17 protein-coding genes and 2 pseudogenes are annotated in these 14917 nt (G+C 70.0%); 17 read left to right on the top strand and 2 right to left on the bottom strand.

All coding sequences use genetic code 11. The features are described from left to right. Positions 1-15: 15 nt before the first annotated feature. The 3 genes from ACU6WZ_RS01960 (at position 16) to sbnA (ending at position 3182) form a co-directional block, all read left to right on the top strand. A complete protein-coding gene (locus ACU6WZ_RS01960) occupies positions 16-1029 on the top strand; it encodes a TauD/TfdA family dioxygenase (protein WP_447031368.1) in 1014 nt (337 codons plus the stop codon). An 83-nt stretch (positions 1030-1112) separates the two neighbouring features. Further along, on the top strand, positions 1113-2147 hold the full coding sequence (sbnB, locus tag ACU6WZ_RS01955) for a 2,3-diaminopropionate biosynthesis protein SbnB (RefSeq protein ID WP_447031367.1): 1035 nt from the start codon (positions 1113-1115) through the stop codon (positions 2145-2147). Between the two features lie 12 nt (positions 2148-2159). Next, complete coding sequence (gene sbnA, locus ACU6WZ_RS01950; protein WP_447031366.1) at positions 2160-3182, top strand: 2,3-diaminopropionate biosynthesis protein SbnA; 1023 nt, start codon at positions 2160-2162, stop codon at positions 3180-3182. Here the strand turns inward: sbnA and ACU6WZ_RS01945 are convergent. Continuing rightward, a complete protein-coding gene (locus tag ACU6WZ_RS01945; RefSeq protein ID WP_447031365.1) occupies positions 3145-3954 on the bottom strand; it encodes a class I SAM-dependent methyltransferase in 810 nt (269 codons plus the stop codon). The genes sbnA and ACU6WZ_RS01945 overlap by 38 nt on opposite strands. Before the next feature lie 134 nt (positions 3955-4088). On the opposite strand from ACU6WZ_RS01945, the gene ACU6WZ_RS01940 reads away from it, so the two are divergent. The 6 genes and pseudogenes from ACU6WZ_RS01940 to gvpJ form a co-directional block, all read left to right on the top strand. Beyond that, complete coding sequence (locus tag ACU6WZ_RS01940) at positions 4089-4538, top strand: phage holin family protein (RefSeq protein WP_447031364.1); 450 nt, start codon at positions 4089-4091, stop codon at positions 4536-4538. Between the two features lie 91 nt (positions 4539-4629). Next, positions 4630-5988: an NAD(P)/FAD-dependent oxidoreductase gene (locus ACU6WZ_RS01935; RefSeq protein ID WP_447031363.1), complete on the top strand. Its 1359-nt coding sequence runs from the start codon at positions 4630-4632 to the stop codon at positions 5986-5988. A gap of 2 nt (positions 5989-5990) precedes the next feature. Further along, positions 5991-7847: a transketolase gene (locus tag ACU6WZ_RS01930; protein WP_447033806.1), complete on the top strand. Its 1857-nt coding sequence runs from the start codon at positions 5991-5993 to the stop codon at positions 7845-7847. Between the two features lie 7 nt (positions 7848-7854). Next, positions 7855-8091 carry a bifunctional DNA primase/polymerase gene (locus ACU6WZ_RS01925; RefSeq protein ID WP_447031362.1) on the top strand — a complete coding sequence of 79 codons (237 nt, stop codon included), beginning with the start codon at positions 7855-7857 and terminating at the stop codon, positions 8089-8091. A gap of 98 nt (positions 8092-8189) precedes the next feature. Beyond that, the gene (locus ACU6WZ_RS01920; RefSeq protein WP_447031361.1) at positions 8190-8516 is read left to right on the top strand and encodes a gas vesicle protein GvpO; all 327 of its coding nucleotides are present in this window, start codon (positions 8190-8192) and stop codon (positions 8514-8516) included. A gap of 106 nt (positions 8517-8622) precedes the next feature. Next, positions 8623-8751 (top strand): annotated as a pseudogene (gvpJ, locus tag ACU6WZ_RS01915) (gas vesicle protein GvpJ); the annotation flags it as partial. A 166-nt stretch (positions 8752-8917) separates the two neighbouring features. Here gvpJ and ACU6WZ_RS01910 read toward each other — a convergent pair. Next, positions 8918-10342 carry an IS1380 family transposase gene (locus ACU6WZ_RS01910; RefSeq protein WP_447031360.1) on the bottom strand — a complete coding sequence of 475 codons (1425 nt, stop codon included), beginning with the start codon at positions 10340-10342 and terminating at the stop codon, positions 8918-8920. Positions 10343-10450: 108 nt separating this feature from the next. Here ACU6WZ_RS01910 and ACU6WZ_RS01905 point away from each other — a divergent pair. The 8 genes and pseudogenes from ACU6WZ_RS01905 to ACU6WZ_RS01870 form a co-directional block, all read left to right on the top strand. Continuing rightward, positions 10451-10771: pseudogene (locus ACU6WZ_RS01905) on the top strand (gas vesicle synthesis-like protein); the annotation flags it as partial. Further along, a complete protein-coding gene (locus ACU6WZ_RS01900) occupies positions 10768-11484 on the top strand; it encodes a GvpL/GvpF family gas vesicle protein (RefSeq protein WP_447031359.1) in 717 nt (238 codons plus the stop codon). The pseudogene ACU6WZ_RS01905 and the gene ACU6WZ_RS01900, both read left to right, overlap by 4 nt. Positions 11485-11491: 7 nt before the next feature. Then, the gene (locus ACU6WZ_RS01895) at positions 11492-11725 is read left to right on the top strand and encodes a gas vesicle protein GvpG (RefSeq protein ID WP_447031357.1); all 234 of its coding nucleotides are present in this window, start codon (positions 11492-11494) and stop codon (positions 11723-11725) included. Then, positions 11722-12315: a DNA primase gene (locus ACU6WZ_RS01890; protein ID WP_447031356.1), complete on the top strand. Its 594-nt coding sequence runs from the start codon at positions 11722-11724 to the stop codon at positions 12313-12315. The genes ACU6WZ_RS01895 and ACU6WZ_RS01890 overlap by 4 nt, the downstream gene beginning before the upstream one ends. Beyond that, positions 12308-13441 carry an SRPBCC family protein gene (locus tag ACU6WZ_RS01885; RefSeq protein ID WP_447031355.1) on the top strand — a complete coding sequence of 378 codons (1134 nt, stop codon included), beginning with the start codon at positions 12308-12310 and terminating at the stop codon, positions 13439-13441. The genes ACU6WZ_RS01890 and ACU6WZ_RS01885 overlap by 8 nt, the downstream gene beginning before the upstream one ends. Then, positions 13438-13791: a gas vesicle protein gene (locus ACU6WZ_RS01880; RefSeq protein WP_447031354.1), complete on the top strand. Its 354-nt coding sequence runs from the start codon at positions 13438-13440 to the stop codon at positions 13789-13791. Before ACU6WZ_RS01885 ends, ACU6WZ_RS01880 begins: the two co-directional genes overlap by 4 nt. Further along, positions 13788-14630, top strand: a complete 843-nt coding sequence (locus ACU6WZ_RS01875; protein WP_447031353.1) for a GvpL/GvpF family gas vesicle protein — start codon at positions 13788-13790, stop codon at positions 14628-14630. The genes ACU6WZ_RS01880 and ACU6WZ_RS01875 overlap by 4 nt, the downstream gene beginning before the upstream one ends. Beyond that, positions 14627-14887 (top strand): gas vesicle protein, encoded by a 261-nt coding sequence (locus tag ACU6WZ_RS01870; RefSeq protein WP_447031352.1) that lies wholly within the window; start codon positions 14627-14629, stop codon positions 14885-14887. The genes ACU6WZ_RS01875 and ACU6WZ_RS01870 overlap by 4 nt, the downstream gene beginning before the upstream one ends. Positions 14888-14917: the final 30 nt, after the last annotated feature.

Genomic DNA, 14917 nt, shown 5'->3' with positions numbered 1-14917 from the left:
TGAGAGGAGAACGAGATGTCTTCCGCTTTCACCCCCACCGCGACTTCACTGCCCGACCTGGAGTCACCCCCCGGCGCCCCGGTGATGCTGCGGGTCGGGACCACCCCCGACGCGGCGCGCTGGGTCGCAGGGCAGCGGGACGCGCTGCGCGCCGCGGTCACCGAGTACGGCGCGGTCCTGGTCCGCGGTCTGGGCCTGCGCGACGCCTCCGAAGTCGGCGCGGTCCTTCAGGGACTGGCCGGCACCCCGGTGACCGAGAGGGAAGCCTTCGCGCCCCGGCAGACCTACTCCGCTGGCGTCCACTCCTCGACGAAGTGGCCGCCGAACCAGCAGATGTGCATGCATCACGAACTGAGCTACACGCTTGAGTTCCCCGGCCTGATGCTGTTCGCGTGTCTCGACGCGCCCACCGAGGGCGGGGCCACCGGGGTGGCCGATGCGACGGTCGTACTCGACGCGCTGCCGACCGAGCTGACCGAGCGGTTCGAGCGGGAGGGCTGGCTGCTCACCCGCAGTTACAACGACGAGATCGGCGCCTCCTCGGCCGAGGCGTTCGGCGCGCGGGGCCAGGACGCCGTCGAGAGTTACTGCCGCGCCAACGCGATCGAGTTCGCGTGGCAACCCGACGGCGGCCTGCGCACCAGTCAGCGCCGCAGCGCCGTGGTGCGGCACCCGGTCAGCGGGCGGCGCTGCTGGTTCAACCAGATCGCGTTCCTCAACGAGTGGACGCTGGCCCCGGAGATACGGGAGTACCTGATCGACGAGTACGGCGCCGACGGCCTGCCGTTCAACACGCGCTACGGGGACGGGACCCCCATCGCCGAGGACGTCGTTCAGCTGCTCAACAAGGTCTACGAGGCCCATACCGCACGGTGTCCGTGGCAGGCCGGTGACCTGCTGCTCGTCGACAACATCCGCACCGCGCACAGCAGGGAGCCCTTCGAGGGGCCGCGGGACGTGGTCGTGGCGATGGCCGATCCGACGCGCCTGGACGCGTGCTCGCCCACCATCGAGGCGGCCATCCCATGACCTTCGTGCGGGCCACGGGTTCCGTGCCGCTGTCCATGCCCCGCGGCCCTTCCACTGTCCGTTCCACCCCGAAGGAGTCAGCCATGACGACGCAACTCACCGTGCCACCGTTCGCGGTGATCTCAGGAGCCCAGGTCCAGCGCGCCCTCCAGGGACGCGAGAAGCAGCTCGTGGAGGTGGTCGAGGCGACGTACCGGCTGCACGGCGCCGGTGAGACGGTGAATCCGCCGTCCTCCTTCCTCCGGTTCCCCGACCGCCGCTCCTCCCGGATCATCGCGCTGCCCGCCTCGATCGGCGGCGAGGCGGGGGTGGACGGGCTGAAGTGGATCTCCAGCTTCCCGGAGAACGTGGCGTCCGATATCCCCAGGGCCTCGGCCGTGCTGATCCTCAACGACCCTGTCACGGGCTATCCGTTCGCCTGCCTGGAGAGCTCCATCATCAGCGCCAGCAGAACGGCTGCGTCAGCCGCCTCGGCCGCCGACTGGCTGAGCCGGGGCCGGCCGGGGCCGCTGCGCGTCGGGTTCTTCGGGACGGGGCTGATCGCCCGCTACATACACACCTTTCTGGAAGGCTCCGGCTGGTCGTTCGACGAGATCGGCGTGTACGACCTGTCCGCCGGCAGCGTGGCCGGCTTCCGCATGTATCTGGAGCAGTCGGGCACCGCCGGCCGGATCACGGTGCGGGGCAGCGCCGAGGAGTTGATCCGCTACAGCGACCTGGTGGTCTTCGCCACCGTCGCCGGTCAACCGCACGTTGACGACCCGTCTTTGTTCGCGCACAACCCGGTGGTGCTGCATGTGTCGCTGCGTGACCTCGCGCCGCGGATCCTGCTCGCCTCGACCAACATCGTCGACGACATCGAGCACTGTCTCAGGGCTGCCACCTCGCCGCATCTGACCGAGCAGCTCACCGGCAACCGCGAGTTCCTGCACGGCACGCTCGACGATGTGATGGCGGGGCGGGTGACGGTGCCGGCGGACCGGCCCGCTGTGTTCTCACCCTTCGGCCTCGGCGTGCTCGACCTGGCCGTCGGCAAGTACGTCTACGACGAGGTGGCCCGCTCCGGCGAGCTGCGGACCGTCGACAACTTCTTCCACGAACTGCGCCGGTACGGCTGAAAGGAGCCCATCGTGCCAGTCATATCTGGTCCCCACGATTTCAACGAGGAAGAGCTCTACGTCGACCTCGAATCGATCTTCGAGGAATCGCTGTTTCTGAAATGTGAAGGCTTCAACTTCGCCGGCTCCATCAAGCTCAAGGCCGCGACCGAGATGGTGGAATCCGCCGAGCGGGACGGATCCCTGACCCCGGATTCGATTCTGGTCGAGTCCTCGTCCGGAAACCTCGGTGTTGCGCTGAGCATGATCGCGGCGAGCAAGGGCTACCGGTTTCTGTGCGTGACGGACTCCCGCTGCAATCTGTCGACCAGGCTGATGATGGAGGCACTGGGCAGCCAGGTGCACATCGTGTCCGGGCAGGAGACCAACGGCGGCTTCCTCAGCGCCCGCATCGAGTACGTCCAGCGCCTGTGCGCCCGCGACGACCGGTGTGTGTGGCTCAGCCAGTACACCAATCCGGCCAACTGGAGGGCGCACTACCGCAGGACGGCGCCGGCGATAGCGCGGTCGTTCCCGCGACTGGATGTGCTTTTCGTCGGTGCGGGCACCACCGGTACCCTGATGGGGTGTGCACGCTACTTCCGGACCTGGCACCGGCCGGTGCGGATCGTCGCGGTGGACAGCGTCGGCTCCGTCGCCTTCGGCGGCGCTCCGGGCCGACGCATGATCCCGGGCCTGGGCATGAGCGTCCGTCCACCGCTCCTCGACGAGTCCTTCGTGGACGAAGCGGTCAGCGTCGAGGAGGCGGACACCATCCGCGCCTGCCGTCGGCTGGCCCGACGCGGCTTCCTCTTCGGCGGCTCCACCGGCACAGTGGTCAGCGGCGCCATGGGCTGGCTGGCCGGGCACGACACCCGCGGACTCACCGCGGTGGCCATCGCCCCGGACCTCGGCGAGCGTTATCTCGACACCGTCTACCAGGCCAACTGGGTTCAGGCTCTGTACGGCGATGACCTGTTCGACGCCGACCCGCTTGCGGCTGCCGCGACCGGTTCCCTCAGGCCCGGCACAGGATCTCGCCGTGCGGGACCATGAACCACGCGTCGTCGTGCGTGCCCCACTCCCGCCACGCCCCGGCGAGCGCCGCCAGCTGGTCCGGTGTGGTGTGGCCCCCGGACACCGCCAGTTCGGCGTAGCCGGACGCCGTCGTGCGGTCCGCCCACAGCCCGCTCCACCACGCCCGCTCGGCCGGCGTCGCGAAGCACCAGGCCGTGGCCGAGGCACGTACGTCGGTGAAGCCCGCGCTCCGCGCCCAGGACAGGAGCCGGCGGGCGGCGTCCGGCTCGCCGCCGCTGGCACGGGCCACCCGGCCGTACAGCCGCTGCCACGCGTCCAGGAGCGGCACCTCGGGAAACCACGTCATCGCCGCGTAGTCGCTGTCGCGCGCCGCGACGACGCCGCCAGGGCGGCACACGCGGCGCATTTCCCGCAGGGCGGCGACCGGATCGCCCACGTGCTGGAGCACCTGGTGGGCGTGGACGACATCGAAGGAGTCGTCGGGGAAGTCCAGCGCGTGTACGTCCGCGACGGCGAACTCCACGTTCCCCAGGCCGCGTTCGGCCACCGCATCGCGTCCACGGCCGAGCACGTCCTGCGCCGCGTCCACGCCGGTCACCCGGCCGGGTGCGACGAGGGCCGCCAGGTCCGCCGTGATCGTGCCGGGTCCGCAGCCCACGTCCAGCACGTCCAGACCCGGCCGCAGCTCGGCCAGGAGGTAGGCCGCCGAGTTGGCGGCGGTCCGCCAGCTGTGCGAGCGCAGCACCGACTCGTGGTGCCCATGGGTGTAGACAGCGGTCTCTTCCGGCACGGCCGTACTCCTTCTCCCGAAGTGGTGCCGCCCACGGTACGCCGCTGTGCCGAAATGTGAGATCGACATCTCACGATACGGACGACGGATGCTCGGCGCGACTACCGCCGGGCGGCCCGGGTACGCGCGGCCCCATGAACCCCATGGAAGCGAACCCGTCCGAACAGATTGCCCAGGTCGTCCGCGACACCCTCAAGGACGAACTGCGCGCACAGACCGCGAAGCAGCGCCGCCCCGCGCGCCTGTACGCGGGTGCCTCGGCTGCGGCGCTGTACGCGGGCGCGGCCTTCACCGCTTTCCTGGTGCTGGTGCTGCACCTCGCCCTTCCCGCCTGGGCGGCCGCCCTCGTCGCCGGCATCCTGCTGGCGGGGCTGGCGGTCGTACTCAAGCAGGCCGCCCGGCCCGGGACCGGCAGTGCTGCGCCTGCCGCCCTGTCCGGCGCCGGACAAGGCATGTCCGGCGCCGGACAGGGCACGCCCGCCGCACCTGTGGCGACCCCGCCGGGCGGCGACGTGCCCCTCGGAGTCCCGCCGGTGCCGCCCACGCCCCCCACCGCGGGCGAGGTGCCCGGGCGCCCGTCCTGACCCGGTCTGCGTGCGGTGCCGTGTTTGGGCACCCGTCAGGCGGGCACGGGGAGGGTTCGTCCACCGCCACCGTGCGTACGAGGTGAACGCAGTGACCCGTCAGCGTCCCCGCATTGTGATCGTCGGAGCTGGATTCGCCGGTCATCAGGCCGCCAGGACCCTCTCCCGGCAGCTCAGGGACAAGGCCGAGATCGTCCTTCTCAACCCCACCGACTATTTCCTCTATCTCCCCCTCCTGCCGCAGGTCGCCGCCGGCATTCTCGAACCCCGCCGGGTGACCGTGTCACTGCCCGGGACACTGCCGCGCGTGCGGCTCGTCCTGGGCGAGGCCGACCGGGTCGACCTGGCTGCGCGGACCGTGCACTACACCGGCCCCGAGGGCGACACGGGCCAACTGGAGTACGACCGGCTCGTGCTCGCCGTCGGCAGCGTCAACAAGCTGCTGCCGATCCCAGGCGTCTCGGAGTACGCCCACGGCTTCCGCGGCCTGCCCGAGGCCCTCTACCTGCGTGACCACGTGACCCGCCAGATCGAACTGGCCGCCGCCGCCGACGACCCCGACGAGTGTGCCGCGCGCCGCACCTTCGTCGTCGTGGGTGCCGGCTACACCGGCACCGAGCTCGCCGCCCAGGGCCAGATGTTCACGGACGCCCTGGCCCGCAAGCAGCACGACTGGCGGGAGCCGGGGCGCAGGCCGCGTCGGCCGCGCTGGCTGCTGCTCGACATCGCCGACCGCGTCCTGCCCGAACTCGACCGGCGCCTGTCGCACACCGCCGACAAGGTGCTGCGCGAGCGCGGAGTCGACGTACGGATGGGAACGTCCGTCAAGGAGGCCGGCCCCGACGGTGTCCTGCTGGACGACGGCGAGTTCGTCGGCACCCGGACGCTGATCTGGTGCGTCGGCGTACGCCCCGACCCGCTGGTATCCGAGGTCGGCCTGCCCGTCGAACGCGGGCGCCTGCTCGTCGAACCCGAACTCAACGTGCCCGGCCACCCCGAGGTGTTCGCCTGCGGAGACGCCGCGGCCGTGCCCGACCTGACCCGGCCGGGCGAGTTCACGCCGATGACGGCGCAGCACGCCGCCCGGCAGGGAAAGGTCGCCGGCCGCAATGTCGCCGCGTCGCTGGGACACGGCGAGCGGCAGACGTACCGCCATCACGACCTGGGTTTCCTCGTGGATCTCGGCGGCGTCAAGGCCGCCGCCAATCCGCTGGGTGTACCGCTGTCGGGCCCGGTCGCGGGCGCCGTCACCCGCGGATACCATCTCGCGGCGATGCCGGGGAACCGCGTGCGGGTCGCCGCCGACTGGGTGCTGGACGCCGTACTCCCGCGCCAGGCAGTGCAGTTGGGCCTCGTGCGGTCCGGGTCGGTTCCCCTTGACACCTCGTCGCCGGAGCTGGCCGGGCTTCCCGGCGCTCGCCCGGTCGGCCCTATGAGGAGTGACCAGTGACCATGGACAGTGACCAGCTCATCCAGCTCGCCCAGCAGCTGAGGGTGGACGCCGTGCGCGCCGCCGACGCCGCCGGATCGGGCCACCCCACCTCGTCGATGTCGGCGGCCGACCTGGCCGCCGTACTCCTCGGCGGACATCTGCGCTACGACTTCGACGAGCCCGGCCACCCCGGCAACGACCACCTGATCCTCTCCAAGGGGCACGCGTCGCCGCTGCTGTACGCCATGTACAAGGCGGCCGGGGCCATCGACGAGGAGGAACTGCTCACTTTCCGGCGCAGCGGTAGCCGCCTCGAAGGCCACCCGACGCCCCGGCTTCCCTGGGTGGACGTGGCCACCGGCTCGCTCGGGCAGGGCCTGCCCGTCGGGGTCGGCATGGCGCTCGCAGGCAAGCACCTCGACCACAGCCCGTACCGCGTGTGGGTCATCAGCGGTGACAGCGAGATGGCCGAGGGATCGGTGTGGGAGGCCGTCGAACACGCCGCCGACCAGCACCTCGACAACCTCACGCTGGTCATCGACGTCAACCGGCTCGGCCAGCGCGGCCCCACCCGCCACGGGCGGGACCTGTCGGCGTACACCCGCAGGCTGCGCGGCTTCGGCTGGCACACCGTCGAGGTCGACGGACACGACGTGGAAGCCGTCGACGCGGCCTTCAGCGAGGCCTGTTCCACCACCGGCCGGCCCACCGCCGTCATCGCGGGCACCCGCAAGGGGCGTGGGGTGGCCGCCGTGGAGGACCAGGAGGGCAAGCACGGCAAGCCGCTCGAGGACGCCGAGGGCGCGATCGAGGAGCTGGGCGGGCCCCGGTTCGTCCAGTTGGAGGTGAAGAAGCCGCACTCCGCGCGCGCCCCGCACATCTCCCGGGGCGATGTGACGCTGCCTCGCTACGAACAGGGCGGCGACGAGGTGGCCACCCGTAACGCCTATGGCGAGGCGCTCGCCGCGCTCGGCTCCGCACGCGGCGACATCGTGGCGCTCGACGGTGAGGTGAGCGACTCGACGCGGGCCCAGTTCTTCGCCAAGGAGCACCCGGACCGGTTCTTCGAGTGCTACATCGCCGAGCAGCAGATGGTCGCCGCGGCGGTGGGGATGCAGACACGCGGCTGGGTGCCGTACGTCTCGTCGTTCGCGGCCTTCCTGACCCGCGCGTACGACTTCGTGCGGATGGCGGCCGTCAGCAGGGCCGGCATCAACCTCGTCGGATCGCACGCCGGAGTGGCCATCGGTGAGGACGGGCCCTCCCAGATGGGCCTCGAGGACCTGGCACTCTTCCGCGCCGTGCACGGCAGCACCGTGTTGTACCCGTGCGACGCCAACCAGACGGCGAAGCTCGTCGCGGGGATGGCGGAGGGCGAGGCGCACAGCCGGGGCGTGCGCTACCTGCGCACCAGCCGGGCCGCGATGCCTGTCATCTACGGTCCCGACGAACAGTTCCCCGTCGGCGGCAGCAAGCTGCTGCGGTCCAGCGACGACGACAAGGTGACCCTGCTCGCCGCCGGACAGACCGTCCACGAGGCGCTGCGCGCGGCGGACATGCTGGCGCAGGAAGGTGTACCGGTGCGGGTCGTCGACCTGTACTCGGTCAAACCCGTCGACGAGGCGGCGCTGCAGACCGCGGCGGAGCTCACCGGGTGCCTGGTGACGGTGGAGGACCACCACCCGCAGGGCGGTCTCGGCGACGCGGTCGCCGAGGCGTTCTCCGACGGCCGGCCGTCGCCGCGCCTCGTGCGGCTCGCGGTGGGCAACATGCCGGGCTCGGCCACCGACCGGGAGCAGTTGAGCGCGTCGGGCATCGACGCGGACTCGATCGCCGCGGCGGTGAAGCTGCTGGCCGACAAGGTCGTCATGCTCTGACCACGAGGTGACTCGGATCAGATGGGTGCCGCCCGGCGCCGCGGGCCCGGGGCGGCACCCATCGCTGTCCGGCCGCATCGACGGCCCGGACCGGCTGGTCTTCGACCTGGACCCGCACGGGGACGCCCTCCCTGCCGTGCGGGGAGCGGTGTGCCGGCTCGGTGCGTTCCTGCGGGTTCTGCGCTCACCGGCGGCGGGGGCCCGGGGCGCCGGCGTCCGATTCCTCACACTGCTGCGCCGTTGATGTCGTCGTGCGCGGGTACGTGAGGCGAAGTCGAGACAAAGCCGCAGTGTGGGGACGTTTGGATCCGGCGCTGTGGGTACCAGAAGTCGGAGGCCGCCATGGCAGAGAACACATCTGAAAAGAAGCCAAGTTCGCAGAGCGACAAGCAGAGCGACGAGGAGAAGGTGCCGGGCCCCATGGAAGTGCTGCGCAATGCGCGGGCACAACTGGCGGAACTCACCGGCATGGTCGCGGAGTCGGTCTCGTCTTTCGAGCGTGCGCAGGACGGCGGCTGGACGTTGTCCGTCGAGGTGCTCGAACTTGAGCGCGTCCCCGACACGATGAGTCTGCTCGCGTCGTACGAAGTCACCCTCGACTCCCAGGGGGGCCTCACCGGTTACAAGCGGGTTCGTCGCTACGAGCGTGGCAGGTCGGACCGTTCATAGGAACGGACCGTTCAAAGGAGCGGACCGTTCATAGGAATCGAGTCATAGGTATCGAGCTCACAGATATCGAGTTCACAGACATCAAACCGAAGGAGACCCGGTCGGCATGACAGTAGTCCCGGCACAGCAAGGCGGCGGCGGAACCAGCGGCCTCTACGACGTCCTGGAACTCATTCTCGACCGGGGGCTCGTCATTGACGCTTTCGTGCGAGTCTCCGTAATCGGCATTGACCTCGATCCTTCCGCGGTGATCGTTGCCTCGTAGGGTGATCACTTCGCCCCGTTTGTCCCCGCTGTTCGCGGTCAGGGTCTTCGCGTGTCGCTGCGGCTGCGCCGGGTTCCACGGTCCCGGGGTGGTGCGGGGCTCTCCTTCCTGGTCTTCGTCGGGGCGGGTCTGTTCGTCAGGTGACGGTGGTCAGGCCAGTCAGGCGCTGCCAGGCCAGGACGAACGCTTCTGCCCAGGGCCAGTCGGGGGCGAGGCGGAGGTGCCGGCGGCGGGCATGGGCGGCGAGACGGGCGGGCAGGTGGTAGATCCGAAACCGCATGGTGTCGGGTTCGGCGTCGGCCAGGCCGTCCTGGTCGTGCAGGGCGAGGAGGCGGAGCCAGGCGTCGAGGTCGGCGGCGAGGTTCGCGGCGAGCATCCAGCCCTGGTTCGTGGTGAAGGATTTCGAGGGCAGGTTGTGCAGCCCCATCGCTTTGTTCGTGCGGACCCGGTCCTCGACGACGGCGTGGTGCCGGTGCAGAGCGTCCAGCCACTGTGCCTGGTGGGAGCCGGGGATCCGGGTCATCTTGCGGATGTTGGTGGCGATGATCGAGTACTTGAAGCCGGTCTTCTTCTCGAAGTCGGTCAGGTTCGCGAGGTGGCGGCTGGAGGGCTTGACCCGGCGGGCGATCAGCCTCAGTCCCTTGTCCCAGCCCTCGCGTGCGCTCAGGCCGCTCAACTCCGCGACCCCGTAGTCCTCCTGGAGGGTGCCGTCCTGGTTCAGGGAGACCTCCCAGGCCGTCTCGGGCAGGCGGGCGATGGCCTGCTCGTCGAGGTCGGTGATGGTCCAGCCGGTGGTGAAACGGACCGTGCGCCGACGGGTGTTCAAGCCGATGAGGTGCTCATGCAGGCCGTGTGTGGCGCCGGCGCCGTCGACGCGGATCAGGAGTTTCGCGGCCGAGGAGCCAGGGATCTGGGCGAGCGCGTCGGCCAGGACCGTGAGGTGGTCGGCGACCGTGTTGCTGCCGGCGTTGCCCGGCCGCAACAGCATCGCCAGGCACTCGGACGTGTTCGCGCACCAGGCGGCCAGCGGATGGAACCCGAAAGTCTTCTTCCAGGTCGCCCGCGCCCGCTCCTTCTTCGAGGCAGCCGTGATGATCGTGGCGTCCATATCCACGATCACCCAGTTGTGCAGGCGTTTTCCGGCGACGGTGAGCCAAGGGAAGCCGCCGGGCCGCAGGGCCAGCCACGACCACACCATCCGGCGGACCCGTGCCCGGGCGCGGGCGATCGCCGCGAGCCGGTCGGCATCGCACAGGTCCAGGGTGCGGTACACAGTGGAGTCCGAGACGCCCGGGCCGGTCATCCGCTCGTGATGCAGGGCGAGTTGTTCGGCCTCCGCCACGCTCCGGGCGCCCAGCGCGATCGATATCGCCAGCTGGACGAACACCACCGCCCGATCCCGCCACCCCGGCCCGCCCACCGGGAACACCCCAGCCAGCGCCTCCGTCAGCCCCGACCGGTCCGCCAGCCGCCGCAGCAGCACCACCCCGGCATGCCCGACCAGCCCCTTCCCGTCAGCCCCCACGACCAGGCCCCGGTCCCACCCTGTACGCCCGCTCACCAGAAAGGTGTCCTGATTCTTGCAACCGATGCTTCCTCGACAGTCGCATCCTCGCAGGTCAGGACACCTTTTCTGCTACCCGGCCGTCAGGCCGGGCAATTCCGCTGAATGGTCAGGGTTGAGATCCTCAAGATCGACATCCGGATCGTGGTCGCCAGCGTCGACACGTATCTGCGCTTCGCCGAGGCGTGCAACCGCCTCGACCTCGAAGCGGGATCCAAGAAGAGCCCCGGCCTTCCCGAGATCGTCGGCGAGGTGACCGAGTCCGGCGCCCGTGGCAAGTCCAAGGGTGCGCTGTCGGGCGCGGCCGAGACCATATCGGACGCGTTCCAGTCGGCCCGCAGTGGTGACGGACAGTCGGAGCAGTCCGAGTCGAAGCCGCGCGCACGACGCGCCCCGTCCCGCCGCACCAAGGAGGAGCAGGAGTGAGTACCTACATCTACGGCATAGCCCGCGCCGACCACCCCGAGCCTCCCGAGCACACCGTCGGTGTGGGAAACCCGCCGATGGCCGTCCGTGCTCTGCGCACCGGCAAGCTCACCGCCCTGGTGAGCGAGGCCCCGGAGGATCTGCGGCCCAAGCGCCGCGACCTCCTCGCGCACCAGACGGTCCTGACGGAGGCCAGCGCCGAAGGCGCCGTACTGCCGATGCGCTTCGGGAGCCTGTCGGCCGACGACGATTCGGTACGGGCGGTGCTCGCCGAACAAGAGACGCACTACCTTGAGCGGCTCGAAGCGCTCGACGGGCAGGTCGAGTACAACGTCAAGGCTTCGCACGACGAGGAGGCCGTGCTGCACCAGGTGCTGGCCGACCACCCCGAGCTGCGGGCCATGAACGAGGCCAACAGGGCCGCGGGCGGCGGTTCGTACGAGCAGAAGCTACAGCTCGGCGAGCGTGTCGTGGCCGCCGTGCAGGAGCGTGAGCAGCGCGACGGCGAGCTGGTGCGCCGGGCCCTGGAGGGAGCGGCAGGAGCCGTCAGCCCCGGGCCGGAGAGCAGCGGCTGGCTCGCCAACGTCTCCTTCCTCGTGGGGCGCGACCGCACGGCCGGCTTCGTGGAGGCGGTGGACGCCCTGCGTAAGGAGCACCCCCACCTCGTGCTCCAGGTCAACGGCCCGCTGCCCCCTTACAGCTTCGTGGAGTGAGCGGCGCATGGGACTCCTGGGAGAACTGCTGCTTCTCCCGCTGGCCCCGGTCCGCGGCACCAACTGGGTGCTGCGACAGGTGGTCACGGAGGCGGAGCGCCAGTACTACGACCCCTCGGCCATTCAGCGTGAACTCGCCCAACTTGAGCGCAGGCTTGAGGCGGGGGAGATCGACGAGGCCGAATTCGACCGCCGCGAGGACGAACTCCTCGACCGGCTGGAGAGGAATCCGCAGACATGAACAACAGGGTGACCATGGGCCTCGCGCTTGGCGCGGGATATCTGCTCGGACGGACGAAGAAGGCGAAGTTCGCCTTCGCCGTAGGCACCATGGTGATGGGCAAGAAACTTCAGTTGAGCCCGCGTGCGATAGCGGATTTCGCCTCCTCGCAGCTGCAGAACAATCCGCAGTTCAAGGAGATAGGCGACCAGCTGCGTAACGACATGCGCGGAGTCGGCAAGGCCGCGACGGGTGCGCTGCTGACCCGGCAGATCAACGCGGTCGCGGACCGGCTGCACGACCGGACACTCGGCGTGAAGGACCAGCTCTCGGGCGCGGTCCCCGACAAGGTGTCCGGCAAGGTCTCCGGCCGGCGGAACTCTTCGGACGACGACTCCGAGGAGGCAGACGAGGCCGACGACCGCGATGACGACCGCGAGGAGTCGCAGCGGGCCGAGCAGTCGGACCGCCAGGAGCGCCCGCGCCGCAAGAAGACGGCGAGTTCCGCCACGGGCGCGGCGCAGAAGGCCCCGGCCAAGAAGACCGCCGCGAAGAAGACCGCGGCGAAGAAGACGACTGCCGCAGCCAAGGGAGGCCGGAACCGTGGCTGACACCAAGGGACCGAAGAGCCTGCTCAGCTCGGACAACGAGGCGACGCAGCGGCTGAAGGAAGAACTCCAGTCGTACCTGACGGCGCAGGCCACACGCGTGCTGACCGGCGCCGGCCGCAAGCTCGGCGAGAGCACCATGAAGCTCAACGACATCGCGGACGGCAACAGCCCCGGCTTCGCCAAACTCGCCATGGATGGCGGCAAGAAGATGGCTGAGGGCAAGGGCCCGATACGCGGGGCGCTCGAGGTCGGTGCCTCCCATGTCAAGGACAACGTCATGAACGCCTTCAAGGGCCTCGGCGGCAAGCGGAAGAAGGGCGGCGGCGGCAACAAGCCTGTCGTCATCCTGGAGCACATCGACGTCGGCGTGCCGGTCCGTGACGCGTACGACCAGTGGACGCAGTACCAGGACTTCTCCACTTTCGCGAAGGGCGTCAAGAGCGCGACCGCCGCGGACGACACCACCTCGGACTGGAAGCTCAAGGTCTTCTGGTCCAACCGCAGCTGGAAGGCGCACACCACCGAGCAGGTGCCCGACCAGAGGATCTCCTGGTCCTCCGAGGGCGCCAAGGGCACCACAAAGGGTGTCGTCACCTTCCACTCGCTGGGCGAGAACCTCACCCGGGTGCTGCTGGTCATCGAGTACTACCCCAAGGGGCTGTTCGAGAAGACCGGCAACATCTGGCGCGCGCAGGGCCGGCGTGCCCGCCTCGACCTCAAGCACTTCGCCCGGCACATCTCCATGAAGGGCGAGGCCGAGGACGGCTGGCGCGGGGAGATCCAGGACGGCGAGGTCGTGCGCAGTCACGAGGACGCGGTCGCCGAGGAGGAAGAGCGGGAGCAGGCGGAGAACGAGGAGTCTGCGGAGGACGAAGAGCACCAGGACGAACTGGAGTCCGAGGAAGAGCTCGAGGAGGAGCCCGAGGGCGAGGAGTACGCCGCCGAGGACGAAGCCGACGAGGCCGACGAGGCCGACGAGGCCGACGACGACGCGGAGTACGAGGACGAAGCCGAGGGTGAAGAGCAGGAAGAGACCGAGGCCGAGGCCGACGAGGACGCGGAGGAGGACGCGGACGCGCGCAAGGAGCGTGAGTACGCCGACAGCGCGAGCCGTGGCCGCCGATGACGACGCCCAGCAGACTTCCCGACCCGTACGGCAACGGAGGCGGCGCGAACCTCGCCGACATCCTTGAGCGCGTGCTGGACAAGGGAATCGTCATCGCAGGCGATATCAAGATCAACCTTCTTGACATCGAACTGCTCACCATCAAGCTCCGCCTCATCGTCACCTCCATCGACAAGGCGAAGGAAATGGGCATCGACTGGTGGGAGGACGACCCGTCGCTCTCCTCCGGAGCCCGCCGCCGTGAACTCGCCGAGGAGAACGAGCGGTTGCACCGCCGCATCGCCGATCTGGAGGCGGGTCCCGCTGCCCTCGAAGAGGGCAGGAAACAGCGCGAGGACGACCAGGCATGAATGAACTGCGCTACGTGTACGCCGTCACCGGCCCCTTCGACGGTGTCCTCCCCGAGGGCGTCGTGGGACTCGACGGCGAACCGCCCCGGCTGCTGCACCACGACGGCCTCGTCGCTGTGGTCAGCCCGGTGCCGGCCCGGGACTTCGACGAGGCTCCGCTCAAGGAGCACCTGGAGGACCTGGACTGGCTCACCGGCACAGCCCGCCTCCACGAGGCTGTCGTGGCCGCACTCACCACGGTGACCTGCCCGGTGCCGCTGCGGCTGGCCACGGTGTGCGTCGACGACAGCGGCGTACGCCAGCTGATCGACGCTGGCCGCGACCGCTTCGTCGAGACCCTGGAGCGGCTGGAGGGGCGGGTCGAGTGGGGCGTGAAGGTGTACGTCGACACGGAGCCGGCACCGGAGCCGGCGGCAGCGCAGGCACCGCCCCCGCCTCACACCGAGGCGGGGGCGGCCGCCCCCGCCTCCGGGCGGGACTACCTGCGCCGGCGCCTCAACAGGCGCCAGGCGCGCGAGAGCGTCTGGGAGCGCGCCGACGCCGTGTCGCGCGCCCTGCACGGGGAACTCTCCCGGCGCGCGGAGGCCACCGCCCTGCACCGCCCGCAGGATTCCCGTCTCTCCGAGTCGCCCGGCCAGAACGTCCTCAACGCGGCCTATCTGGTGCCGCGCGAGCGAGGCGAGGAGTTCGTGGCGGAGATCGGCCGGCTCGCGCCCAAGGAAGCGGGCATACGGGTCGAGATCACCGGCCCCTGGGCCCCGTACTCCTTCGCCGGACAGACCGAGCCGCAGACGAAGCCCCAGGCGCCCCAGGCGGGGGAGCGGGGGGCGGCGCGATGAACACACCGTCCTTCAGCGGTCTCAGCGGTCCCAGCGGTCTTGACGGACTCGGCACCTTCGACAGCGAGCCCCTCGCCCGGCGCGAACTCGCCCTCGTGGACCTGCTGGACCGGCTGCTGGCCGGCGGCGTCGTGATCGCGGGCGACCTGACGCTGCGGATCGCCGACGTCGATCTCGTGCGCATCGACCTCAAAGCCCTGATCAGCTCCGTCAACGCGAACGTGCCGTCGCCGTTCGACGACGAGGAGACCCCGTGAACAGCAGCCCTGTGAACAGCACCCAGGTGA

The sequence above is a fragment of the Streptomyces hypolithicus genome, from assembly GCF_052934925.1.
This window is presented reverse-complemented; position numbering and strand designations above follow the sequence as displayed.